At 54.2% G+C, this 23,580-nt stretch carries 23 protein-coding genes; 21 read left to right on the forward strand and 2 right to left on the reverse strand.

Going from position 1 to position 23,580, the window contains the following annotated elements; all coding sequences use genetic code 11:
• Nucleotides 1–10: 10 nt before the first annotated feature.
• The gene (locus tag B9T62_RS09620; RefSeq protein ID WP_087915056.1) at nt 11–1,111 is read left to right on the forward strand and encodes a GerAB/ArcD/ProY family transporter; all 1,101 of its coding nucleotides are present in this window, start codon (nt 11–13) and stop codon (nt 1,109–1,111) included.
• Here the strand turns inward: B9T62_RS09620 and B9T62_RS09625 are convergent.
• Complete coding sequence (locus B9T62_RS09625) at nt 1,084–1,344, reverse strand: hypothetical protein (protein WP_157685545.1); 261 nt, start codon at nt 1,342–1,344, stop codon at nt 1,084–1,086. The two genes, B9T62_RS09620 and B9T62_RS09625, sit on opposite strands and share 28 nt — an antisense overlap.
• A 156-nt stretch (nt 1,345–1,500) precedes the next feature.
• Between B9T62_RS09625 and B9T62_RS09630 the strand changes: the two genes are divergently transcribed.
• From B9T62_RS09630 to spoVM, 16 genes are all read left to right on the forward strand, one after another.
• Nucleotides 1,501–3,372, forward strand: a complete 1,872-nt coding sequence (locus B9T62_RS09630) for a bifunctional homocysteine S-methyltransferase/methylenetetrahydrofolate reductase (RefSeq protein ID WP_087915058.1) — start codon at nt 1,501–1,503, stop codon at nt 3,370–3,372.
• Nucleotides 3,373–3,426: 54 nt separating this feature from the next.
• Nucleotides 3,427–3,504, forward strand: coding sequence for a hypothetical protein (locus B9T62_RS41735; protein ID WP_245864572.1), 78 nt, complete (start codon nt 3,427–3,429; stop codon nt 3,502–3,504).
• Between the two features lie 150 nt (nt 3,505–3,654).
• The gene (gene remA, locus B9T62_RS09640; RefSeq protein WP_006209218.1) at nt 3,655–3,915 is read left to right on the forward strand and encodes an extracellular matrix/biofilm regulator RemA; all 261 of its coding nucleotides are present in this window, start codon (nt 3,655–3,657) and stop codon (nt 3,913–3,915) included.
• 19 nt (nt 3,916–3,934) lie between these two features.
• Complete coding sequence (gene gmk / locus B9T62_RS09645) at nt 3,935–4,504, forward strand: guanylate kinase (RefSeq protein ID WP_087915059.1); 570 nt, start codon at nt 3,935–3,937, stop codon at nt 4,502–4,504.
• A gap of 57 nt (nt 4,505–4,561) precedes the next feature.
• Nucleotides 4,562–4,777 carry a DNA-directed RNA polymerase subunit omega gene (gene rpoZ, locus B9T62_RS09650; protein WP_087915060.1) on the forward strand — a complete coding sequence of 72 codons (216 nt, stop codon included), beginning with the start codon at nt 4,562–4,564 and terminating at the stop codon, nt 4,775–4,777.
• 252 nt (nt 4,778–5,029) lie between these two features.
• On the forward strand, nt 5,030–6,271 hold the full coding sequence (gene coaBC, locus B9T62_RS09655) for a bifunctional phosphopantothenoylcysteine decarboxylase/phosphopantothenate--cysteine ligase CoaBC (RefSeq protein ID WP_087915061.1): 1,242 nt from the start codon (nt 5,030–5,032) through the stop codon (nt 6,269–6,271).
• Entirely contained in the window at nt 6,271–8,802 is a 2,532-nt protein-coding gene (gene priA / locus B9T62_RS09660) for a primosomal protein N' (RefSeq protein WP_087915062.1), read from the forward strand. Before coaBC ends, priA begins: the two co-directional genes overlap by 1 nt.
• Nucleotides 8,803–8,843: 41 nt before the next feature.
• On the forward strand, nt 8,844–9,326 hold the full coding sequence (gene def, locus B9T62_RS09665) for a peptide deformylase (RefSeq protein WP_087915063.1): 483 nt from the start codon (nt 8,844–8,846) through the stop codon (nt 9,324–9,326).
• A gap of 5 nt (nt 9,327–9,331) precedes the next feature.
• A complete protein-coding gene (gene fmt, locus B9T62_RS09670) occupies nt 9,332–10,267 on the forward strand; it encodes a methionyl-tRNA formyltransferase (protein ID WP_087915064.1) in 936 nt (311 codons plus the stop codon).
• A complete protein-coding gene (rsmB, locus tag B9T62_RS09675; RefSeq protein WP_087915065.1) occupies nt 10,264–11,703 on the forward strand; it encodes a 16S rRNA (cytosine(967)-C(5))-methyltransferase RsmB in 1,440 nt (479 codons plus the stop codon). The genes fmt and rsmB overlap by 4 nt, the downstream gene beginning before the upstream one ends.
• A 148-nt stretch (nt 11,704–11,851) precedes the next feature.
• Nucleotides 11,852–12,892 (forward strand): dual-specificity RNA methyltransferase RlmN, encoded by a 1,041-nt coding sequence (gene rlmN, locus B9T62_RS09680; protein WP_245864406.1) that lies wholly within the window; start codon nt 11,852–11,854, stop codon nt 12,890–12,892.
• Between the two features lie 6 nt (nt 12,893–12,898).
• A complete protein-coding gene (locus B9T62_RS09685; RefSeq protein WP_087915066.1) occupies nt 12,899–13,675 on the forward strand; it encodes a Stp1/IreP family PP2C-type Ser/Thr phosphatase in 777 nt (258 codons plus the stop codon).
• Entirely contained in the window at nt 13,672–15,903 is a 2,232-nt protein-coding gene (pknB, locus tag B9T62_RS09690) for a Stk1 family PASTA domain-containing Ser/Thr kinase (RefSeq protein WP_087915067.1), read from the forward strand. Before B9T62_RS09685 ends, pknB begins: the two co-directional genes overlap by 4 nt.
• A 146-nt stretch (nt 15,904–16,049) precedes the next feature.
• Nucleotides 16,050–16,955 carry a ribosome small subunit-dependent GTPase A gene (gene rsgA / locus B9T62_RS09695; protein WP_087915068.1) on the forward strand — a complete coding sequence of 302 codons (906 nt, stop codon included), beginning with the start codon at nt 16,050–16,052 and terminating at the stop codon, nt 16,953–16,955.
• A 4-nt stretch (nt 16,956–16,959) separates the two neighbouring features.
• On the forward strand, nt 16,960–17,628 hold the full coding sequence (gene rpe, locus B9T62_RS09700) for a ribulose-phosphate 3-epimerase (RefSeq protein WP_087915069.1): 669 nt from the start codon (nt 16,960–16,962) through the stop codon (nt 17,626–17,628).
• A 174-nt stretch (nt 17,629–17,802) separates the two neighbouring features.
• The gene (gene spoVM, locus B9T62_RS09705; RefSeq protein WP_020431362.1) at nt 17,803–17,883 is read left to right on the forward strand and encodes a stage V sporulation protein SpoVM; all 81 of its coding nucleotides are present in this window, start codon (nt 17,803–17,805) and stop codon (nt 17,881–17,883) included.
• 103 nt (nt 17,884–17,986) lie between these two features.
• Here the strand turns inward: spoVM and rpmB are convergent, their stop codons facing one another.
• Nucleotides 17,987–18,175 (reverse strand): 50S ribosomal protein L28, encoded by a 189-nt coding sequence (gene rpmB / locus B9T62_RS09710; protein ID WP_087915070.1) that lies wholly within the window; start codon nt 18,173–18,175, stop codon nt 17,987–17,989.
• A gap of 191 nt (nt 18,176–18,366) precedes the next feature.
• On the opposite strand from rpmB, the gene B9T62_RS09715 reads away from it, so the two are divergent.
• The 4 genes from B9T62_RS09715 to B9T62_RS09730 all read left to right on the forward strand — a co-directional run bounded on the left by B9T62_RS09715 (nt 18,367) and on the right by B9T62_RS09730 (nt 23,521).
• On the forward strand, nt 18,367–20,154 hold the full coding sequence (locus B9T62_RS09715) for a DAK2 domain-containing protein (protein ID WP_087915071.1): 1,788 nt from the start codon (nt 18,367–18,369) through the stop codon (nt 20,152–20,154).
• Nucleotides 20,155–20,243: 89 nt separating this feature from the next.
• On the forward strand, nt 20,244–21,104 hold the full coding sequence (locus tag B9T62_RS09720; RefSeq protein WP_087915072.1) for a DegV family protein: 861 nt from the start codon (nt 20,244–20,246) through the stop codon (nt 21,102–21,104).
• A 12-nt stretch (nt 21,105–21,116) separates the two neighbouring features.
• On the forward strand, nt 21,117–23,168 hold the full coding sequence (gene recG / locus B9T62_RS09725) for an ATP-dependent DNA helicase RecG (RefSeq protein ID WP_087915073.1): 2,052 nt from the start codon (nt 21,117–21,119) through the stop codon (nt 23,166–23,168).
• Nucleotides 23,169–23,233: 65 nt separating this feature from the next.
• Nucleotides 23,234–23,521, forward strand: a complete 288-nt coding sequence (locus tag B9T62_RS09730; RefSeq protein WP_087915074.1) for a stage VI sporulation protein F — start codon at nt 23,234–23,236, stop codon at nt 23,519–23,521.
• The last annotated feature ends 59 nt before the right edge of the window (nt 23,522–23,580 follow it).

Here is a 23,580-nt window from a genome sequence, read left to right on the forward strand (position 1 = left end):
GGATATAGAAATGGGAACGGTAAAGATTGGACTGCTGCAGTTTTTTTCAATAACCTTATTGTTCGAGCTGGGTACGGCTCTGGTCGTGAATCTGGGTATCGGGTCGGGAAAAGATGCCTGGCTCTCGATCCTGATCGGTGATGTGGCGGGTGTGATTATATTTATGGGTTACGTATACCTCTACAAGAAGTATCCGACTCTGCCGCTTACCGGCTATACCCGCAAGCTGCTGGGCCGATACATCGGACAGCCAGTTTCCGTGCTGTATATCGTATGGTTTATCAACCTGGCGGCCCGTGACTTGCGGGATGGCAGCAGCATGCTGGCTATATCGACGATGCACGACACCCCGCTGTTTATCCTCAGTGCGGTGATGATTTTGTCTTGCTTTTACGTGCTGCATAAAGGGGTTGAGGTGCTTACGCGCACTTCGCTGGTCTTCTCGGGGCTGGTGCTGGTGATCGGCTTGTTCAGTATAATGATGCTGTTGCTGTCAGGGTCGATTAATTTGAACCGGCTGCTGCCTGTGCTGGAAGAGGGAATGAGGCCTGTGCTGTCGTCGGTGGCTCATCAGAGCTATATGTTTCCGTTTGGGGAGATGGTGGCTTTTACGATGCTGATGCCTCATCTGTCCAATGTGCGCAAAGGGCCTTGGGCCTTGATCGCAGGCATGGTTGTTGCGGGAGTGCTGCTGAGCCTGACGACGGCGATGAATATCTCCGTGCTTGGTGTCGATATCGTAGAGCGTTCCTCGCTTCCCTTAATGCCTTCGATCAGTAAAATCTCAATTTCGGACTTTATCCAGCGAGTGGATATTTTTGTGGTCATGGTGCTGATTATCGGGGTGTTTTTCAAAATCGCCGTATTTTTCGCGGCAGCCCTGATCGGAATTTCCGATGTGTTTGGGATTCCATACCGTAAAATGCTCTATCCGACTACGCTGATTATTCTGTTCACCTCCATGCTGGATGCCCGCAGCTTCACCGAGCATTTGGATGAAGGAGGGAAGCTGCTGTATACGGTGTATCCGCTGTTTATGGTGCTGATTCCGCTGGTGCTGGTCATTGTGGCCGCAATTAAAAGTCACCGCTCCGCTCCCCGTCCGGGATAGCCGCCTTTGATCCAGAGCAGCAGATCGGGGAGGATCAGACACAGCAGCATAAGGCCTGCGGCGACCTTCTCAGAGGTGGTATACAGCAGATAATTCATAACCTTGGGAATGTTATGCAGCCCGTAACCAAACAGCCAATCACCCAAAAACAAATACAGCAGGCACAGCACCGACAGCAGCAGCAGAATGGCATATTTGCGCAGCAGCAGCTTCCGGGCTTTCTTCTTCATCATGATCACCTCCTGTCTAGTAGTTAGGGCTAGTATGAAGCACAGATCCGGGTCTCATGCACCGGCTGTCCTGAAGCCGAGCGCTTTTGGCCGTTAAAGCTTATCAAGCATCCCGTTTTATGTTACATTAGTATGAAACTAATGTCTGGGGGGCTTGCCGTGAAGCCGGATTTGCGTTCTGCATGGGGTAGTAAAGTGCTGGTGGGAGACGGTGCGATGGGGACTTTTTTGTATCAAAAAGGATTTCCTGTCGGCATCTCTTATGAAGAGTTGAATCTGACCTCACCGGGGGTTATTGAGGATGTACATCGCAGCTACATGGAGGCGGGGGCTGTGCTGCTGGAGAGCAACACCTTCTCGGCCAACTATGACCGGCTGTCCAAATACGGGCTGGAATCCAAGGTGGAAGAGATCAACCGGGCAGGCGTGCGCATTGCCCGTAAGGCTGCAGGAGATACAGGTTATGTGGTTGGAGCGGTCGGTTCGATCCGCTCCGGCAAACGTGCCAATCTGTCCGCCTCCGAGCTGAAGCGTTTCTTCACGCAGCAATTATCGGCGCTGCTGGAGGAAGAGGTGGACGGCATTATGCTGGAGACCTTCTATGATGTCGAGGAGCTGCATCTGGCGCTGCGCACCCTGCGCAAGCTCAGCCAGCTGCCGGTCATCTGCCAGCTGGCGGTGGATGAAACTGCCCGTACGCTGGATGGCCTGACCCTTCCCGAGGCGTTCCGGATTCTGGAGGACGACGGAGCGGATGTGATCGGTTTCAACTGCAACACCGGCCCGAACGGGATCAAGCGGGCGCTTAGACATCTGCAGGGCAGCCTGGTGCTGCCGGTCTCAGTCTACCCGAATGCCGGGGTAGCCGATTATGTGGATGGTGAATACCGCTACGGTGCTTCGCCGGAATATTTCGGCCAGATGGCCGTTACCTTCGCCGAGATGGGCAGCCGGATCATTGGCGGCTGCTGCGGAACCACGCCGCAGCATATCGCCGAGATGGCCGCGGCGCTGCGGAATTACCAGCCCCAGCCGCTGCCGGAGCCTACGCAGCGGGCGACAGCAAGCCTGATTCTGCAGGAGCATCTGGCTGATGCGGAAGGACCGAGCGGCAAAGAGCCGACTCTGGTCGATCTGGTCAAGGAGCGTCACACGGTCATTGTGGAGCTTGATCCGCCGCGCGACCTGGACATTGCCAGATTCATGAAGGGAGCCGAGGCGCTGCGCAAGGCAGGAGCCGACGCGCTGACGCTTGCTGACAACTCGCTCGCGGTCAGCCGGATGAGCAACATGGCACTGGGTGCGCTGGTACAGGCCCGTACTGGTCTGCGGCCGCTCGTGCATATCGCCTGCCGTGACCGCAACCTGATCGGGACTCAGTCGCATCTGATGGGGTTCGATGCCCTAGGCATTGACCATGTGCTGGCGGTGACAGGAGATCCGGCCAAGTTCGGCGATCTTCCCGGCTCCAGCTCCGTGTATGATCTAACTTCCTTCGAGATCATCCGTATGATCAAGCAGCTGAATGACGGGATTGCCTTCTCCGGCAAGCCGCTGAAGCAGAAGGCCGGATTCGTGATCGGCGCCGCGTTCAATCCGAATGTGAAACATCTGGACAAGGCTGTCCAGCGGCTGGAGAAGAAGATTGCTTCCGGCGCGGATTATATTATGACCCAGCCGGTGTATGACCGGGGGCTGATTGCCAGAGTAGCCGAGGCCACTGCCCACCTCAATATCCCCATATTTATCGGGATTATGCCGCTGGCCAGCGGCCGCAACGCCGAATTTCTGCATAATGAGGTTCCCGGTATCCAGCTGACCGATGAAGTGCGCAGCCGGATGAGCGGACTTGAGGGAGAAGTGGGGCGCGCGGAAGGTGTGGCCATTGCCAAGGAGCTGCTGGATGAGGCGACAGCCCACTTCAACGGCATCTATCTGATGACGCCGTTCATGTTCTATGAAATGAGCGCTCAGCTGGTGGAGTACATCTGGGCCAAACAGGGTCGTAAATTATCCCCCTTGTTTCGCTAGTAATAATCCATTACAATAGTGTAATGGATGTGATTCCGTTTAGAATTGAAATCAGTGAATCACCGGTACTGCGTAATAACCATGCGGATGCCGCAGGATTGGACGGGTTATGAGGCTGTGCTCCGAAGATAAGGTTCAGCAGCAGATCAAACGTGGAAGGGCCGGTGGGAGACATGCTGGACTTTCTCATTCAAGAAATGAACCGCGAACAGGCGGCCAATTAGGAATAGCGGGTTTATGATCACAAGCATAGATGTAATTTATGGGGGGAACAACCGGAACATGGCCATTAAACTTATTAACATTGGCTTTGGAAATATAGTATCGGCCAACCGCATTATTTCCATTGTCAGTCCGGAATCTGCACCGATCAAACGTATTATCCAGGAGGCCAGAGATCGGCACATGCTGATCGACGCCACCTACGGAAGACGGACTCGCGCCGTAATCATCACTGACAGCGACCATGTGATCCTGTCGGCGGTTCAGCCTGAAACCGTGGCTCACCGCTTATCCAGCAAAGACGATGATAACGACGAATAACAACTAAATGGAGTGTATTATGTCAAAAGGATTGCTGATTATTTTATCCGGACCTTCCGGCGTTGGTAAAGGTACTGTCTGCACGGCGCTGCGGCCGAAGATGCCGCAGCTGATTTATTCGGTCTCGGCGACCACCCGCAGTCCGCGCGGCGGCGAAGAGAACGGAGTTAACTATTTCTTCAAGACCAGAGAGCAGTTCGCCTCTATGATCGAAGCTGACCAGCTGCTGGAATACGCGGAGTACGTAGGCAATTATTACGGTACTCCGCGTGATTTTGTTGAACAGACCCTTGAGAGCGGAAGAGATATTATTCTGGAAATCGAGGTTCAGGGAGCGCTGAAGGTCAAGGAGAAATTCCCCGAAGGTATCTTTGTGTTTCTGCTTCCTCCATCCATGGATGAGCTGAAGGACCGCATACGCGGTAGGGGCACTGAGCATCCAGATGTGATTGACCACCGTATGTCAGTGGCAGAGGATGAGATCAGTCTGATGCGGCATTATGATTACGCCGTAGTTAACGATGAGATTGATTTGGCCTGCAAGAGAATAGAAAGCATTATTATAGCCGAACATTGTAAGGTTAGATAATCAGGCTTACTTAATTACGTAATGATGATCCACAGTAAACTATGAAGAGGTGTCCCAGTGCTATATCCATCTATCGATGAAATGATGACCAAGGTCGACAGCAAGTATTCGCTCGTTGTCGCTTCCGCCCGCCGGGCAAGACAGCTGCGTGAAGGCGGCAGAACCGATATTAAGAGTCCAAGATCCTACAAGTATGTGGGAGTTGCCCTTGAAGAAATCTATGAAGACCGGATTATTGTAACTCGCGGCACGGAAGAAGAAGAACGGGAGTAGTTGTTCTTGCAGTGAACCGGAGGATTAATTAACCTCGGAAACGGGTGCCGACGGCGCAGCCGTTTCTTCTTGCTTTATAGGCCTCTAAACTGGCTGTCAACTTATTATAATAGCCCTTAGCGGGCTGTTCCTGACAACCGCAAGGTTGTTATTTTTTTAAAGATAAGAGTAGTAACAAGATCAGAATCTATATATTTCACGATATCAATCATCCTTCTATTAACATTAACCGGGAGCAGGGGGAGAATAATAATGAAGAGCTTACAGGGCAAAACGATTCTGCTAGGCATCACCGGAGGAATTGCGGCATTTAAGGCAGCCTCATTAACCAGCATGCTGGTTAAAAAGGGTGCAGAGGTTCATGTGATCATGACTGAATCAGCCAAACAATTCATTACAGAGCTGACGCTGCAGTCCTTGTCTAAGCAGCGGGTGTACAGCGATACGTTTCAGGAACGGGACCCGTCTTCGATTTCGCATATCGATCTGGCCGACTCGGCTGATCTGGTGCTGGTAGCCCCGGCAACGGCCAATATTCTGGCCAAAATGGCGCATGGGCTGGCCGATGATATGCTGTCAACCACACTTCTGGCTGCAACTTCACCTGTGATGGTTGCTCCGGCAATGAACGTTCATATGTACCAGCATCCTGCAGTATTGAACAATATTGATATCCTGTCACGCCGTGGTATCCAGTTTATCGAGCCGGGAGAAGGTTTGCTGGCTTGCGGGTATGTGGGCAAGGGGAGGCTGGAAGAGCCGGAGGCGATTGTTCGTTGCGTGGAGAGCTTTTTTGCGTTGTCAAGCCGCCCGGAATCACAGCCCGAGCAGCCGCTCAAAGGTCGCAAGGTTGTAATTACCGCTGGTGGAACGGTGGAACGGATTGATCCGGTCCGCTATATCTCGAACGACTCATCCGGCAAAATGGGCTTCGCCTTGGCCCGCGCTGCGCTTGCCATGGGAGCTGAAGTTACACTTGTCGCCGCCCGCACGGATGAGGAGCCTCCACAGGCAGCCGGTCTGCGTGTGGTAAAGGTCGAGTCTGCCCAGCAGATGTACGATGCGGTATTGGGCGTATGGGAGGACTGCGATATTCTGATTAAGGCTGCGGCCGTATCCGATTATCGTCCGAAGGAACAGGCGGCGGCCAAAATCAAAAAGAGCGGCGATACGATGCTGCTAGAGCTTGTAAAAACAACTGATATTCTGGAAACACTGGGCAAAACCAAGAACAAGCAGTTTCTGGTGGGATTTGCAGCAGAAACCGGAGACACCGAGGCTTTCGCCAAAGAGAAGCTGGTCCGCAAAAATTGTGATCTGATCGTGGCTAACAATGTGGCGGAAGCCGGAGCAGGCTTCGGACTGGACACCAACATTGTCTCCATTTATGATACACAAGGTGTAGTTGCGCAGTGGCCGCTGCTGACCAAGGACGAGGTCGCCCGTCGGCTGCTGCTGCTATTCGCTGAGCGGATGACCGGTATTTCTGTCTGATGGATATCGCCAAGGTCATTGTAGATGTACCTGTCCGCAGCACGGACCGGCCTTTTGATTATTTGATTCCAGATGATCTGAAATTGTGGATTGAGGTCGGCAGCCGGGTAGCGGTGCCTTTTGGTCACCGTACAGTACAGGGCTTCGTCATTTCCCTGGAATCCGGTGAAATCGGCACCATGCCTGGGCTGAAGCCGGTCCAGGAGGTGCTAGATCTGCTGCCGCCCTTGTCACCAGAGCTGATTGAGCTGGCGGAATGGATGAGCCGCAGGTATGCCTGCCGGCGTATTTCCGCGCTGCAGGCCATGCTGCCGACGGCGCTCAAGGGCAAGGCCGAACGGCTGATCTCACTCGGCAGTGCCGAATCGGATGCCGCGGCTACTGAAGATGAGCTGTTCCCGCTCTTCGCCGAGCCGGATCAGGAAGAACGAAGCATTACCGAATTCGTTGCCAAGCATGGCGAGGTATCTATGAAGCAGCTGACCCGCACCTTTCCGGAGGCAGCGGAGACCGTTAAGTTCATGCTGCGGCGCGGAGTGCTGACTGAGAGTCAGTCAATCAAGGATAAAATGGGCAAAAAAAAGCTCAAAACCGTTGAGCTGGCGATCAGTACGGAAATGGCCCGCGGGCTGCTGGAGAGCTTCCCGGCCAGGTCTGCCCGCCAGAAGGAGCTGCTCCAGTTCCTGATCGAGATGGAAGCGTTGCTGCCTCTGCCGCTCAAAGAGGTACTGGCGGTGCTGCAAATCTCCGCAGGCACGGTGAAGGGGCTAGAGGAGAAGGGGTATATAGAGATCGGTGAGATTGAGGTGTACCGCGACCCCTATCGTGGACGCGACTTCAAGCCAAGCGTCCCTCTACCGCTTACCCCTGAGCAGAGCCATGTCTATGCTGCGATTGCCCGTACGCTGGAGGCGCAGAGTCATGACGTGTTCCTGCTGCATGGAGTAACCGGCAGCGGGAAGACGGAGATCTACCTGCAGAGCATTCAGCTCTGCGTGGATCAAGGCCGGCAGGCGGTTGTGCTGGTGCCGGAGATTGCGCTTACTCCGCAGATGGTGGAACGCTTCAAGGGCCGGTTCGGCAGCGGGGTTGCCGTGATGCACAGCCGGCTGTCGGTCGGCGAGCGTTATGACGAATGGCGCAAGATCCGCGAAGGCAAAGCAACGGTCGCAGTCGGTGCCCGTTCGGCGGTGTTTGCCCCATTCGTCAACCTGGGACTGATTATAGTAGATGAAGAGCATGAAAGCTCCTACAAGCAGGAGGAGAATCCCAAATATCATGCCCGCGATGTGGCTGTACGCCGAGCGGAGCAGGGGGGAGCCGCCGTGATCCTCGGATCGGCTACCCCTTCGCTGGAGAGCTATCATGCTGCCAGGGTGCAGACCGATATTCATTTCTCCCCGGTGCTGCTGGAGATGCCCAGCCGGGCGCTGGGCAATGAGCTACCGGCAGTGCAGGTGGTCGATATGCGCGATGAGCTGAAGGAAGGCAACCGCTCGATGTTCAGCCGCAGGCTTCATGCTGCGCTGGCTGAGCGGCTGGAACGTGGAGAACAGACGGTATTGCTGCTGAACCGCAGAGGCTTCTCCACGTTTGTGATGTGCCGCAGCTGCGGGTATGTGGCAGGTTGTCCGGATTGTGATATTTCACTGACGTACCATAGCCGCAGCGACAATCTGCGCTGCCACTACTGCGGTCATGCCGAGCCTGCGCCGAAGGTGTGCCCGGAATGTGCCAGCGAGCACATCCGCTTCTTCGGAACGGGTACCCAGCGGGTGGAAGAGGAACTGGGCAAGCTGTTTCCGGGCATGCGGGTGATCCGTATGGACGTGGACACGACGACCGAGAAGGGGTCTCATGAGAAGCTGCTCAACCAGTTCCGTGACAAAAAAGCCGATGTGCTGCTCGGTACCCAGATGGTGGCAAAGGGGCTCGATTTCCCAGACGTTACGCTGGTAGGCGTAATTACAGCAGACTCTGCGCTCAACCTGCCTGATTTCCGGGCGGCAGAGAAAACCTTTCAGCTGCTTACCCAGGTAGCCGGCAGAGCGGGAAGGCATCAACTGCCGGGTGAAGTGGTGATCCAGTCCTATACCCCTGAGCATTATTCGATTATTCATGCCAGCGGACACGATTTCCATTCCTTCGTACGCGAAGAGCTGAAGCACCGCAAAAGCCTGCATTATCCGCCCTACTGTCGGCTCATTCTCGTGACTTTGTCGCATGAGCAGCTTCCCGTGCTGCTGCGGCTGGCTGAGAATTATGCGCTGAACCTGCAGGGCAAGGCTCGCCAGCTAAGATGGTATGGCAGTCTGGATAAGCTGTCTGCGGATGCGCTTGATATGCTTGGACCTGTGGCATCGCCCATGCCACGTCTGAAGGGGCGCTACCGGTTCCAGTGCATTATCAAGTGGCGGGGCACCATTGATGCCATTGGCCTGGCCAGGACTGTGGCCGAGGAGCTGGAGGATTCCGTGCGGGACAAGGATCTGCAGATCAGCCTCGACGTGGACCCGCAGATGCTGATGTAGGCAGCAAATTATTATTGAATAGAACGAGGAAGGTGTTATAGATGGCAATTCGGATGATTGTGAAGGAACCGGATGAAGTGTTGCACAAAAAAGCCAAAGAAGTAATGGTGGTTACACCCAATGTCAAAAAGCTGCTGAACGATATGAGAGATACGATGTATGATGCGGACGGCGTAGGACTTGCTGCGCCTCAGGTAGGCATTCTGAAAAGGCTGATCGTCATCGATGCGGATGAGGAGCATGGATTGATCCAGATGATCAACCCGGAGATCATCAGCAGAGAAGGCGAACAGCTGGGACCAGAAGGCTGCCTTAGCATTCCCGGCCTGAACGGCGATGTGCGCCGCTCGGAGACCGTAACGGTTCGCGGACTGAACCGGGAAGGCGTGGAGATCACAATTACCGGCAGCGGTCTGCTCGCACGGGCATTTCAGCATGAGATCGACCATCTGGAAGGCGTGTTATTTACTGACATTGCCGAGAAGGTCTATGAATATATACCAGGCAAGGAAACCGGGGAGTGAGTGTAATGAAGATTGTGTTCATGGGTACGCCCGCTTTTGCGGTGCCGTGCCTGCAAATGCTTGTGGAGGAGGGCTACGAGGTTGCAGCCGTTGTAACCCAGCCCGACCGTCCGCAGGGCCGCAAGAAAATAATGGCGCCCTCGCCGGTGAAGGAAGCGGCGCTGGCCCTGGGCTTGCCTGTGCTTCAGCCTGAGCGGATGCGCCGTCCGGAAGCAGTGGCTGAGCTGGCCGCGTATGAACCGGACCTGATTGTTACAGCCGCCTATGGCCAGATTCTACCCAAAGCTGTGCTGGATCTGCCAAGGAACGGCTGCCTCAATGTGCATGGCTCGCTGCTGCCGGAATACCGTGGAGGCGCGCCGATTCAGCGTTCGATCATCAATGGCGAGCAGCTGACAGGTGTAACGCTGATGTACATGGCGGAAGGTCTGGACACCGGAGATATGATCTCGCGTGTAGAGGTGCCGATTGAGGATGAGGACACTTCCGGCACCATGTTCAGCAAGCTGAGTCTGGCCGGCCGCGACCTGCTGCGGGCTGAGTTGCCCAGATTGATCAATGGCCGCGTGGAAGCGGAGGCGCAGGATGACAGCGCTGCGACCTATGCGCCGAACCTTAGCCGCGAGGATGAGCGGATCGACTGGAATGCATCATCGCGGGAGACGTATAACCGTGTCCGTGGTCTGGTGCCGTTCTCCGGGGCGTTTACGCTGTGGAACGGGGAGACCTTTAAGGTGTGGGCGGCGGCGCTTCCTGTCCAGGGAAGTGCCAGCTCTGCCTTGCCGGGAACGGTGCTGGCCGTTAGCGGGCAGGGCGTTGAAGTTAAGACCGGCGACGGCAGCCTGCTGCTGACCACTGTGCAGCCGTCCGGCAAAAAAGCGATGGATGCCGCTGCCTTCAGCCGCGGCGCAGCCATGAAGCCCGGGACGGTGCTCGGTTGAGCGGGGGCGAAGGTGGCGGCGCAGGCCGTCGTCCCGGCCCGCGCGGCGGAGGCGCGAAGCCGGCGGGCAACCGCAGCAGGCAAGCTCCAGCTTCGGCGCGCGAGCTGGCACTCGAAGTGCTGGAGAGAGTCGAGCAGCAGGGAGCCTACAGCAATCTGCAGTTGAACAGCACTCTGCAGAAGTCCACCCTGAGCAGAGAAGATGCCGGATTGGTTACGGAGCTGGTCTATGGGACCCTCTCCAGAATGAATACGCTGGATTATGTGCTGGAAGATTTCGTAAGCAAAGGGCTGGCCAAGCTGCAGCCCTGGGTGCGTTCGCTGCTGCGGGTCAGCTTGTACCAGATCATGTATCTGGACCGTATTCCTTCGCATGCAGCCGTTAACGAGGCGGTGAATATCGCCAAGAGGCGCGGGCATCAAGGGATCTCGGGCATGGTCAACGGTGTTCTGCGCAGCGTGTTGCGTGCCGGAAGCCTTCCGGTGCTGCCGGACCACCTAAGCCCGGAGGAACGGATTGCGCTTAAGCACTCCCATCCGCTGTGGATGGTGCAGCGCTGGAGCGCTGAGTATGGCCTGGAGACTGCGGAAGCGATGTGCGCCGCTGATAATGAAGCGCCTGCGGTAAGCGTGCGGGTCAACACAACGATGATTAGCCGGGAGTCTTTGCTGAAGCAGATGCTTGAGCAAGGCCTCCAGGCCTCGGCTTCTCTGCTAAGCCCTTATGGAATTATTGTTAAGGGCGGCGGCAATCTGGCTCTCTCCTCCTGGTACAAGGACGGATATCTGTCCGTACAGGACGAAAGCTCGATGCTGGTGGCAGAGGCGGTTGATCCGCAGCCGGGAGAACGTGTGCTTGACTGCTGCGCTGCTCCGGGCGGCAAAAGCATGCATATGGGCGAGCTGATGAAGGATGAAGGGTTCATTTACGCCAATGATGTGCATCCGCATAAAGCGGTGCTTGTTGCCGAGCAGGCAGAACGTCTGGGGCTGGAGAGCATTGAGGCCGGAAGCGCCGATGCACTTCAGCTTGCCGATACGCTCGCACCGGCTTCTTTTGACCGTGTGCTGCTGGATGCGCCTTGCTCCGGCCTTGGGGTGATCCGCCGCAAGCCGGATCTGAAATGGCGCAAGCAGCCGGAGGATATCGCCAGTGTGGCGGTGTTGCAGGGAGAGCTGCTGCAGTCGGTCTCGCGGCTGGTGAAACCCGGAGGGCTGCTGGTGTACAGCACCTGCACAACGGAGCAAGCGGAGAACAGTGATGTTGTAGCTGCTTTTCTAGCACAACATCCGGAATTTAGTCCGGTAAGCTTCGACTCCCCGCTGTGGGAGCGACTTGCGGGAACCGCGCTGGCGCGCGGGCAGGGCATTCAGCTGCTGCCACAGCATTATGGCAGTGACGGCTTCTATATTGCACAGATGCGTCGAAACTTGTAATATAGCATTTTCACAGACCGATTATTCTATAACCCGCCCGCCGGGAACCGGTGCGGCGGGCTTTTCTTTTACCGTCTTTGAAATTTGTGTTAAAATAGGACGAATGAGAAACAATACGCATATCCTTATGAAAGAACAGGTGCAAATAATGAAACCTTTAATATATGATTTCTCTTTAGAAGAGTTGCAGCAGTGGGCCAAGGACAATGGCGAGCCCGCTTTTCGCGGCGGACAAATCTTTGATTGGCTGTATGTAAAACGCGTCAATGCGTTCGATGAAATGAGCAATTTGTCCAAGGCGCTGCGCGTGAAGCTAAACGAACAATTAAGCATTGCAGCGCTCCATGAGATTACCAAGCTGGAATCGAAGGACGGCACAGTGAAATTCCTGTTCGGCCTGCATGATGATCATGCCATCGAGACGGTAATCATGAAGCACAACTACGGCAACAGCGTCTGTGTAACTACACAGGTGGGCTGCCGGGTAGGTTGCACCTTCTGCGCCTCGACATTGGGCGGACTGAAGCGCGATTTGACTGCAGGCGAGATCGTAGCGCAGGTGGTTCGCTCCCAGCAGATTCTGGATGCGCGCGGCGAACGGGTCAGCAGCATCGTAATTATGGGTACGGGCGAGCCGTTTGAGAATTACGACGCGACGATGAGATTCCTGCGTCTAATGATTCATGAGAAAGGCCTTAATATCGGACAACGGCATATTACGGTTTCCACCAGCGGAATCGTGCCGAATATCTATAAATTCGCTGATGAGGATACCCAGATCAATCTGGCGATTTCCATTCATGCGCCCAATGACGCCTTGCGCTCGAAGCTGATGCCGGTCAACCGCCGGTTTCCGTTTGACGATGTCATTGAGTCGCTGCGTTATTATCAAGCCAAGACCGGGCGCCGTATCAGCTTCGAATATGCCTTGATCGGCGGAATAAATGACCAGCCCGAGCATGCAGAGGAACTGGCGGGCGTGCTGAAGAGCATGCTGTGCCATGTTAATCTGATTCCGGTCAATCACGTGCCGGAGCGCAAATATGTGCGTACCTCGCGTAATGATATCTTTGAGTTTCAACGTGTTCTGGCTGATCACGGCATCAATGTTACGATTCGCCGCGAGCAAGGCCATGATATTGCGGCCGCATGCGGTCAGCTGCGCGCCAAACATATGGAGTTGGGGTGAGGATATTTGATCAGAACAGTACATGCCAGCGACATTGGCCGGGTACGTTCCGTCAATGAGGATTCCGTCTGGATCGGCGCGACGCGCCATGGTTATACCCTGGGGATCTTAGCCGATGGAATGGGCGGGCATCAGGCAGGCGATACCGCCAGCAGGTTGGCCTTGGAGACGATGAGGAACACTCTGGATGCTCTGCCTGCCGGGCTTGAGGACGAAGAGCTGCGCGTTGCGTTGTCTGCTGCCATTCTGGAAGCCAATAACATGGTCTACCGGGAGGCTTCCCGTGATGAGAAATATCATAATATGGGGACCACCGTCGTTGCGGTGCTGCTTAAAGGGTCAACCGGATTTATCGGCCACATCGGAGACAGCAGGGCCTATATGGTAAAGGACGGTGCGGCGATCCAGCTTACTGAGGATCACACGTTGGTTAATGAGCTGTTCAAGAGCGGACAGATCAGCCAAGAGGAGTTAAACAATCACCCGAGACGCAATGTCCTGACCAGAGCACTGGGCACAGACGCAGAGGTATCTGCCGATCTGGCCCCTGTCACGGTGGAAGCCAAGGCACTGCTGCTGCTGTGCAGCGACGGCCTGAGCAACTTCGTCAGTGAAGAGCATCTGGGCAAGGTCGCGGGCATCCATGAGATTTCTCTGGAGGAACGGGCCGACCGCTTGCTGCAGCTGGCACTGCTTGCCGGCGGCAGCGACAATATCAGCATCGCAATGTTAGAACATTATGGAGAGGCCGCAGTGCCCGAAACAAAGGAGTGGGACTCATGATCGGTCACGAATTGGGCGGCCGTTACCAAGTCATTGAACGGATCGGAGGAGGTGGCATGGCGCTTGTCTACAGAGCCCATGACATTCTCCTTAACCGGAACGTCGCTATTAAAGTGCTTCGCAACCAGTTTGTGCACGATGAGGAATTTATCCGCCGGTTCCGGCGTGAAGCGCAGTCTGCCGCTTCCCTGTCGCATTCAAATGTCGTCAGCATCTATGACGTTGGACAGGAAGACGAGGTTCATTATATTGTAATGGAATATATCGAAGGCAAGAATCTTAACGAAATTATCAAGGAGCGGGCGCCGCTCCAGGTAGATGAGTCGGTGCGGATCGCCGCACAGATCTGCGATGCGCTGGATCATGCCCATCAGAACCAAATTATACACCGGGACATCAAACCTCATAATATATTGATTGGCCGCAACGGCAGGGTCAAGGTGACGGACTTTGGGATTGCCCGTGCCGTTACTTCAACTACCATTACACAGACCGGCTCAGTGATTGGGTCTGTGCATTATTTCTCTCCGGAGCATGCCAAAGGCGTAGCTACAGGAGAGAAGTCCGATCTCTATTCACTGGGCATCGTGCTGTACCAGATGCTTACCGGCAGCTTGCCATTTCTCGGTGAGAGCCCGATCAGTATAGCCCTGAAGCATCTGCAGGAAGAGTTCGAGGAGCCAAGGCTGCTGAATCCGCTGATTCCGCAGAGCGTTGAGAATGTGATTCTGAAATCGATGCGCAAGAACCCGGAGGAGCGTTACCAGTCCGCCAAGCAGATGCTGCGTGATCTGGAGACATGCCTGCAGCCGGAACGGCGCGGGGAAGCCAAGATGCTGTTCGATGAGGACGACGATGAGGCCCGGACACGGATCGTGCCGGCAATTAAGCCTATTCAGCGCAGCAGCGGAAGGAATGGCGGTGAAGAGCGGATGAGACGTGATGAAGAACATACGTCGGTGCCTGGGGGCAAGAAGAAGAAGTTGGGCCGTCCGGCGCTGTGGATTGGGCTAACCCTGCTTATTCTGCTGGCGATGGGCAGTGTGGTATGGTATGTCAACACCAAGTTTGATGTACCTGAGGTGCCCGTGCCTTATGTAGTGGGCGAGACGCTGGATAAGGCCCGTACTATGATGGAAGAGGCGGGACTGGTCGTTGCCGAGCCTGTGGTCGAATACAATAAGGATTATGAGCCGAATATCGTATACAAACAGAGCCGCGACAAGGATGAGAAGGTGAAGAAAGGTGCTTCCGTGACCCTTACGGTCAGCACTGCCAAGCCTTTAAGCGTCATGCCTGAATTCCCTACGGATACCTATGATCAGGCAGAGCAGAAGCTGATGGATATGGGGGTGTCGGAGGAACGGATTAAGAAGGATGAGCGTAATGACTCCACTGTCCCGGCAGGTCAGATCATCAGCTCCGAACCCGCTGCAGGCAGCAACTTCGACAAGGACGAGGACACGGTGACGTTATATGTCAGTCTGGGCGAAGAGAACACCACCATGCCTGACTTGTTCAAGAAGACCCGCGAGGAAGCTCAGAAATTACTGGAAGCCAACAAGCTGGTACTCGGCGAAGTGAAGGAAGAATCGAGCTTCGATGTTGAAGAAGGCAAGGTTACGAGACAATCGGATTATGACAAAGGCTCTTCGGTTCCTCCGGGAACGGCGATTACCATCTATATAAGTACCGGGTATCCGCCTGAAGCACTGAGTTATACTTATGGTGTTCCAGTGGCACCTTCAGTGGAAGGCAAACGCAACAAGATTGTGATTGAGTTCACCGATGCCCGTAATAACGGCGACAAGCAGGAATGGGGCAGCCGGACTATCGGCAAAAGCCAGACCTTGCCGGTTGATCTGGTACTTGCTCCCAACAAAAACGCGGCTATCCTGGTCTTCAGTGACGGAGAACTGATCGAGACGTATTCCGTGAATTATATTGATGCCAAAAATGATACCGTGCCTGCGCCGGAACCGCCTGCCACGCCTACACCGGCCCCGACACCAACGCCAACGCCTGAACCGACTCCCGAGCCTACCGATATCCCTGTGGATAACGAGATCATTCCTGATCCGGGTACGGAGAACGAAGGCAATAACAGCGGGAATGGCAATGTGAACCAGACCGGATTCGTGCCTGAAGGTTCTGCAAATAATGAATTGGCAGAGAATAAGGCTGTTAAAGAGAAGGCTAAGGACAAGGGTAACGGGAAAGACAAGTGATCGGATTAAAGCGACAGCCCGAATGAACCATAATGATACCAAGCAGCAGCTGAGCAGAATTACACTGTCAGCTGCTGCAGCGAAATGACCTGGGCCGCAAGCTTGGGTCATTTTCGCAACAATCAGGAAAGGACGGCTCTCAATGTATGCCTGAAGGAATAATTGTCAAAGCATTAAGCGGCTATTATTATGTTAAGCCGTTTCAAGAGAATGCGATCGTTACCGGAGAAGACACTGTTCAATGCAGAGGAAGAGGAATTCTCAAGCGCAAGGAAATCACTCCGCTGGTAGGGGACCATGTGATCTATTCCTTGACCGAAAATGGCGAGGGAATGGTTGATGATGTTCACCCCCGGGAGTCTGAGCTGATCCGGCCGCCGGTAGCTAATGTCAGACTTGCCGTACTGGTCTTCTCTGTCCGTGAGCCGGATATGAATCTTAATTTGCTGGACAAATTCCTCGTTCATATTGAGAATTCCGGGCTCAAGGTATTAATTGTCCTTTCGAAGCAGGATCTGGCCGATGACGCTGGAGAAGCTACAGCCTATGTCAAGGCCCTCTATGAGCAGGTTGGCTATGAGGTTATGGTGACCAGCTCGCTGACCGGAGCGGGCAGCGAGGACCTGCGCAAACGGCTCTCGGGCGGTATCAGTGTCTTTGCCGGTCAATCCGGTGTGGGCAAGTCCACCTTGCTGAACCGGATTGTGCCGGGTCTTGGGCTGGAGACAGGAGAGATCAGCCTGCGGCTGGGACGCGGCCGCCATACCACCCGTCATGTCGAGCTGATGGACATCGGGGAGGGCGGCTTTGTAGCCGATACTCCGGGCTTCAGCCAACTGGATTTCCTTGAGCTTGGCGTGGAGGAGCTGTCCACCTGCTTCCGGGAGTTCGCTCCTTATGCCGAGCAGTGCAAATTCCGTGGCTGCAGCCATCTGCATGAGCCGGGCTGCCAGGTGATTTCAGCGCTTGAGCAGGGCGAAATTGCCTCTAGCCGGTATGAGCATTACAAGCTGTTTTACAATGAAATGAAAGATAAAAAGCGGAGGTACTGATTTCATGATTATGATTGCCCCATCTTTGTTGTCGGCGGATTTTGCAGCACTAGGCGCGGAAACAGCGGAAGCCGAAGCCAGCGGCGCAGACTGGATTCATGTGGATGTGATGGACGGGCACTTCGTGCCGAATATTACGTTGGGTCCTCCTATCGTCAAAGCGGTTTCTGCACATACAACGCTGCCGCTGGATGTTCATCTGATGATTGAAGCGCCAGAGCGTTACATCGCGGATTTTGCAGCTGCAGGCGCAGGTGTAATCACCGTGCATGCCGAGGCCTGTGTTCATCTGCACCGGGTCGTTCACCAGATTAAGGAACTGGGTCTGCTTGCAGGGGTAGCTCTGAATCCGGGAACCCCGGCTGCTGTGGTGCGTGAGGTGCTGGAGGACCTGGATATGGTGCTGGTGATGACCGTGAATCCGGGTTTTGGCGGCCAGGCCTTTATTCCGGGCATGGTGCGCAAGATTGCGGAAATCCGCGGCTGGGCCAATGATGTTAATCCGCAGCTGCGGATTGAGGTGGATGGTGGAATATCGGCTGAAACCGCACCGCTGGTTGCGGCGGCAGGTGCCGATGTGCTGGTTGCCGGCAACGCCGTATTTGGCCGCAAGGATCGTGCCGGAGCTATTTCGGAGATTCGCGAAGCGGCGCAGAGGTCATTTCGCTCATAGCACTTCAGATAAGCAAGGTATAGGCCAAGTTGTGGCCGCATAAATATGGTTACATGAGCAGAAATCTCATGTAGCCTTTTTTTGTTTGAACAGGGAATTCTGCAGTACGATACCGCAGGTTAACGAGAGAGAGTTCTCCTACCGTACGGCAAGAATTGATGGGAGGGTAAAATTATGAAATTTTACACGTTTAAACTGCCAAGATTTTTGGGAGGTTTTGTTAAAGCGATTTTGAACACGTTTCAGAAGAGTTGAGATTTAGCAAGGAACAGAAAACATGAAAAAAAGCACCTTACAAATGTAAAGGGTGCTTTTTGCTTCATATGAGATATCTCGGTCAAAATAAGAAATGCGGAAACTACACGCGTTCAACTTTGCCGGATTTCAAAGCCCGGGTACTAACGTATACGCGCTTTGGCTTGCCGTTCACAAGAATGCGGACCTTCTGAACGTTAACTCCCCAAGTACGACGGTTACGGTTGTTTGCGTGGGAAACGTTGTTGCCGCTACCCGGCTTCTTGCCAGTAATAGCACATGTGCGGGACATAGATTACACCTCCTTGTTACTTACACCTGCATAAAACAATACTTAAATATCATATCACAGCAAAATTTGCTACGTCAACTGATTCAAAAACATTTATTTCTTTTGTCTCTTATAGTACAATGTAAATTAGTGCATTATGTCCAGTTAATCATAGAATTGATTAGGCATGAAGTTAGGAAGGGGAATTCTCATTGAGCAAGCGTTCTATAAACGGAACAGATTTTACCGCAATGGTATTGGCCGGAGCGGAGAAGCTGCAGCAGCATGCAGAGCACGTCAACTCCCTGAATGTTTTTCCGGTTCCGGATGGAGATACGGGAACAAACATGAACTTGACGATGACTGCAGGCGCGAACGAGTTGAAGAAGAATAATACCGTCTCAGTTGGTCAATGTGCGGGGGTACTCTCCAAAGGCCTGCTAATGGGTGCACGGGGGAACTCCGGCGTTATTTTATCACAGCTGTTTAGAGGTTTCGGCCGATATGCGGCTCAATATGATGAACTGAATCCGCAGCAGTTTGCAGCAGCTCTTCAGACAGGTGTCGACGCTGCCTACAAGGCCGTTGTGAAGCCTGTGGAAGGAACTATTCTTACCGTAGCCAAAGAAGCAGCCAAACACGCGGTGTATTATGCCCGCCGTACGACGGATGTTACAGATCTGATGACGGAGGTTCTGGCGAAGGCCAAGGAAGCGCTGGCTAATACGCCTGAGCTGCTGCCTGTGCTGAAGCAAGTGGGTGTGGTGGATTCCGGTGGTCAAGGTCTGGTCTACATCTATGAAGGCTTCCATCAGCATCTGACACACGGTATTTCCGAAACGCCTGTCTCTGTACCGGCACAAGGACAAGCTCCTGCAGCACCTGCTCAGGCACCGGCAGCCGTTCTGACCCAAACTGAGCATGTTCCGTCTTTCGTGCAGTCTTCCGCTCAATCCCAGCTGTCCACGGAGGACATCGAGTTTCTATATGACATGGAGTTTTTCATTAACCGCCAGCTTGGTTCGTACGCGAAGGCCAAATTCGATGAAGAATTGTTCAGACAAGCTTTATCGGTAAACGGGGATTCCATTATCGTTATTTCGGATGACGAGACGATCAAAGTACATGTGCACTCCAAAACGCCGGGCGATGTTCTGAATCTTGCTCTGCAATTCGGTGAAATCACGCAGATTCACCTTCTGAACATGCGCGAGCAGCACCGTGACCTGCTCACAGCAGGGATGGATATCGCTCCAATGCCGGATCTGTTTGCCGATATTCCGCATGAACAGACAGCGGCGCCCGTTCCTGCTGAACCTCCAGCTGATGACATGGCACCTTATGGCTTCATTGCCGTATCTTCCGGGAGCGGTATCGGAGACATCTTTACCAGTCTCGGTGTGGATGTAGTGCTTGCAGGTGGTCAGACGATGAATCCGAGCACGGAGGATTTCGTGAATGCCATTTCTTCCATCTCGGCCAAACAGGTGTATATCCTGCCGAACAATTCCAATATCGTTCTTGCCGCACAGCAGGCAAAGGACCTTTTGGAAGGTGAAAGGGATATTACTGTCATTCCAAGCAAGAGCATTCCGCAAGGAATTGCAGCCGCTTTTGCCTTCCAGGAAGAAGATGCGGTAGATAACAATACTGGCAACATGCTGGAAGCGATCGCACATGTCAAGTCCGGACAGGTTACGCATGCGGTTCGTGATACCAGCTATGATGAGCTGGAGATCAAATCCGGCCAGTACATCGGAATTTCCAATTCCAAGATTGTGGCTGCTGCGGATGAGCTGCTGCCGGCCAGCCAAGCCTTGCTCAGCAATATGCTGGAGAACGGCGATGAGATTGTAACTGTCCTGATTGGCGCAGATACGGATGCGGAGGTTACGGCGGCTCTGGGCCAGTGGCTGCAGGAGACTTATCCCGATGTTGAGGTTGAGATCCATGAAGGCGGCCAGCCGATTTATTATTTCCTGTTCTCTGTAGAACCATAGTTACAACAGACATGAACAGGCGGCTTCACCGTTTATTCTGTTCTTAGATTGGGAAGAAAGGCTTAATTAGATTTAGGGGAGGGAAATCCATGAATCGTATCATTATCGTCACAGACAGCACTTCCGACATCCCGCCGGATCTTGTATTGGCTTACGGGATCATCGTAGTGCCGCTTACCTTGATGTTTGGCGAAGAGTCTTTCCGCGACAATCTGGATATGACACCGGAACAGTTCTATGAGCGTCTTCCCCGTTCACCGCAGCTGCCGACTACATCCCAACCTTCACCGATGGAGTATTTGGAGGTTTACCGCAAATATCTGGAGGAGTATCCGGATGCCCGGATTCTGTCTTATCATATCTCTTCTGGACTTAGCGGCACCTATCAATCGGCATTGCTTGCCAAATCCATGCTGGAGGAACAGGGAGAAGCCATTACGGTAGTAGATACGCTCTCCGCCTCCTATGGCTTTGGTTTTATGGTGATAGAAGCCGCCCGGTTGTCTGTAGAAGGCAAGAACACCGAGCAGATTCTGGAGGCTACGGAACGCATGCGCCAGTCGCGCAAGCTGTATTTCCTGGTCGACAGTCTGGAATATCTGCAAAAAGGCGGCAGAATCGGCAGAGCATCTGCGATTCTGGGCACGCTGCTGAATATCAAGCCTATTCTTTCGATTGATGCTGAAGGCATCATCTATGCGGTTGAGAAGGTCAGAGGCCGCAAGAAGGCCGTTGCCCGGATGATTGAGCTGTTCAAGGGTGAACTTCAAGGTGTAGACAAAATTAATGTGGCCGTGGGGCATACGGCCGAACCCGCCTCTGGACAGGAGTTCCTCAGGGAGCTGCAAGGCCATTTTAAGCTGGAGGAGCAAGTGCTGACCAACATTGGACCTGTTGTAGGGAGCCACGTCGGGAACGGCACATTGGCTGTATTCATCTGGCCCGCATAATGAGGGATGAACATGACACTGTCTTTGGAGCAAATTGAAGTCAAGAACATAAATGGCGTGAGCGCTCAAAAGCAAGCCGAGCTTCACGCCTTTGGCGTTTCTACAGTGAAGGATTTACTTGAATATTATCCATTCCGTTATGAGGATTACCGCCCGCGTTCGCTGAGCGAGAGCAAACATGGCGACAAGGTGACGGTGGAGGCCAAGGTGATCGGCATTCCGGTACTGCAGCGCTTCGGCGGCAAATCCCGTCTCAGCTGCAAGCTGGTGGCGGAGCCGTTTATGTTCACAGCCACCTGGTTTAACCGCCATTATGTACGGGAGCAGTTGACCGCCGGCAGGGCGGTAGTCATTACGGGCAAGTGGGATCAGAAGCGCAGCCAGATATCCGTGAGCGACCATGAGTTCCCTGACCGGGGAGAAGGCAAGACAGGGACGCTGCAGCCGGTGTATTCGGTAGGCGGCAAGATTACGCAATCATGGATCCGCAAAATCATCAAACAGGCGCTGGAGCAATACGGTGAGCTGATCCCCGAAATTCTGCCGCATGTGATCCTGCGCAAATATGACTTCATGCCCCGCAAGCGGGCAATCGCCACGATCCACCAGCCCGAAGACAGCCGGGAAGGCCAGCAAGGCCGGCGGAGAATGGTGTATGAGGAGCTGTTTATGTTCCAACTGAAGATGCAGGCGTTCCGGGTGCTGAACCGCGGCAGACAGGACGGTGTGGTGCATACCGTCGATAATGCTACGGTCCGGCAGTTCGTGCGCAGCTTGCCTTTTGAGCTGACCGATGCCCAGAAGCATGTAGAACTGGAGATTCTTCATGATATGCGTTCTCCGTATAACATGAACCGTCTGCTGCAAGGGGATGTAGGCTCCGGCAAAACGGTGCTGGCGGCGATTGCGCTCTATGCTACGGTACGTTCGGGGTTCCAGGGCGCACTGATGGTGCCAACGGAAATCCTGTCTGAGCAGCATATGCGTTCCCTGACAAGGATGTTTGAACCGTTCGGGATTACCGTAGGCCTGCTGACCGGCAGTGTCAACGGCCGCAAACGTAAGGACCTGCTGGCTTCGCTGCAGATGGGGATGATTGATATTGTGGTAGGCACACATGCGTTGATCCAGGAGGATGTGTTCTTCCGCGAGCTGGGGCTTGTCGTTACCGACGAGCAGCACCGCTTCGGGGTCAACCAGCGCGGCGTCCTGCGCCGCAAGGGATACAACCCGGATGTGCTGACGATGACGGCGACACCGATCCCGCGGACGCTGGCGATTTCCGTCTTCGGCGATATGGATGTCTCCACCTTGTCGGAGCGGCCTAAGGGACGGGTGCCCATCTCCACCTATTGGGTCAAGCCCGACCTGATGGAGCGGGTGCTGAAATTCATCAGCCGCGAGATTGACCTGGGCCGTCAGGCTTACCTGATCTGCCCGCTGATCGAGGAGTCGGAGAAGCTGGATGTGCAGAATGCGATTGATCTGCATATCCAGATGTCGCAGGCATTTCCGGCCTATAAGGTGGGGCTGCTGCATGGCCGGATGACATCGGCGGAGAAGGATGAGATGATGCGCGCTTTCTACAGCAACGAGCTGCAGCTGCTTGTATCCACCACTGTAGTGGAGGTTGGGGTCGATGTGCCCAACGCTTCACTGATGATCATTATGGATGCTGACCGCTTCGGCCTGTCGCAGCTGCATCAGCTGCGGGGCCGGGTGGGCCGGGGGGAGCATGCTTCCTACTGCGTGTTGGTTGCCGACCCGAAATCGGAGATCGGCCGCGAGCGGATGAGTGCGATGACGGATACGGATGACGGCTTCGAAATCTCGCGGCGTGATCTGGAGCTGCGGGGACCGGGCGATTTCTTTGGCACGAAGCAGAGCGGATTGCCGGAATTCCGGCTTGCGGACATGACCGCTGACTTCGAGGTGCTGGAGCAGGCCCGCGATGATGTCGCTGAGCTGCTGCGGGATTCCGCCTTTTGGACATCCCCTGATTATACGCCGCTGCGGCAGTATTTGCAGAGCCAGCAAATTTTTCAGGGGGAATTAATTGATTGACCAGGCATTGCTGACCTGCCGCCTCATATACTGAGAAAGACTGGATATGACGGGAGGTGCAGGCTTTGAGTTATCAGCAATTCGGAATCAGTCCCCAGCTGGTGGAGCGCATCAAGCTGAAGATGAAGAATAAAGCAGTCAAGGAACGGATCAAAAATATGATTAACGGGATCAGCAAGCAGGAGCTGCAGGATGCTGCGGTCGTGCGCAGACTGGTGCGCAATGCGTCGGGAGTGCTGAGTGAGAGGCTGACTTCCGCCCAGGAAGATCAGATTGTCAAATTTATCATTGCCCAAAAAGTAGATCCCTCGAATACCTTTCATTTGATCCGGCTGTGGAGCATGTTCCGCTAAAACCGGACGTAACAGAATAAGAAGAGCAGGGAAACAGCCCCGTCAACCATTCAGGTATG

Origin of the sequence: Paenibacillus donghaensis (genome assembly GCF_002192415.1) — a bacterium.
Classification (GTDB): domain Bacteria; phylum Bacillota; class Bacilli; order Paenibacillales; family Paenibacillaceae; genus Paenibacillus_AQ; species Paenibacillus_AQ donghaensis.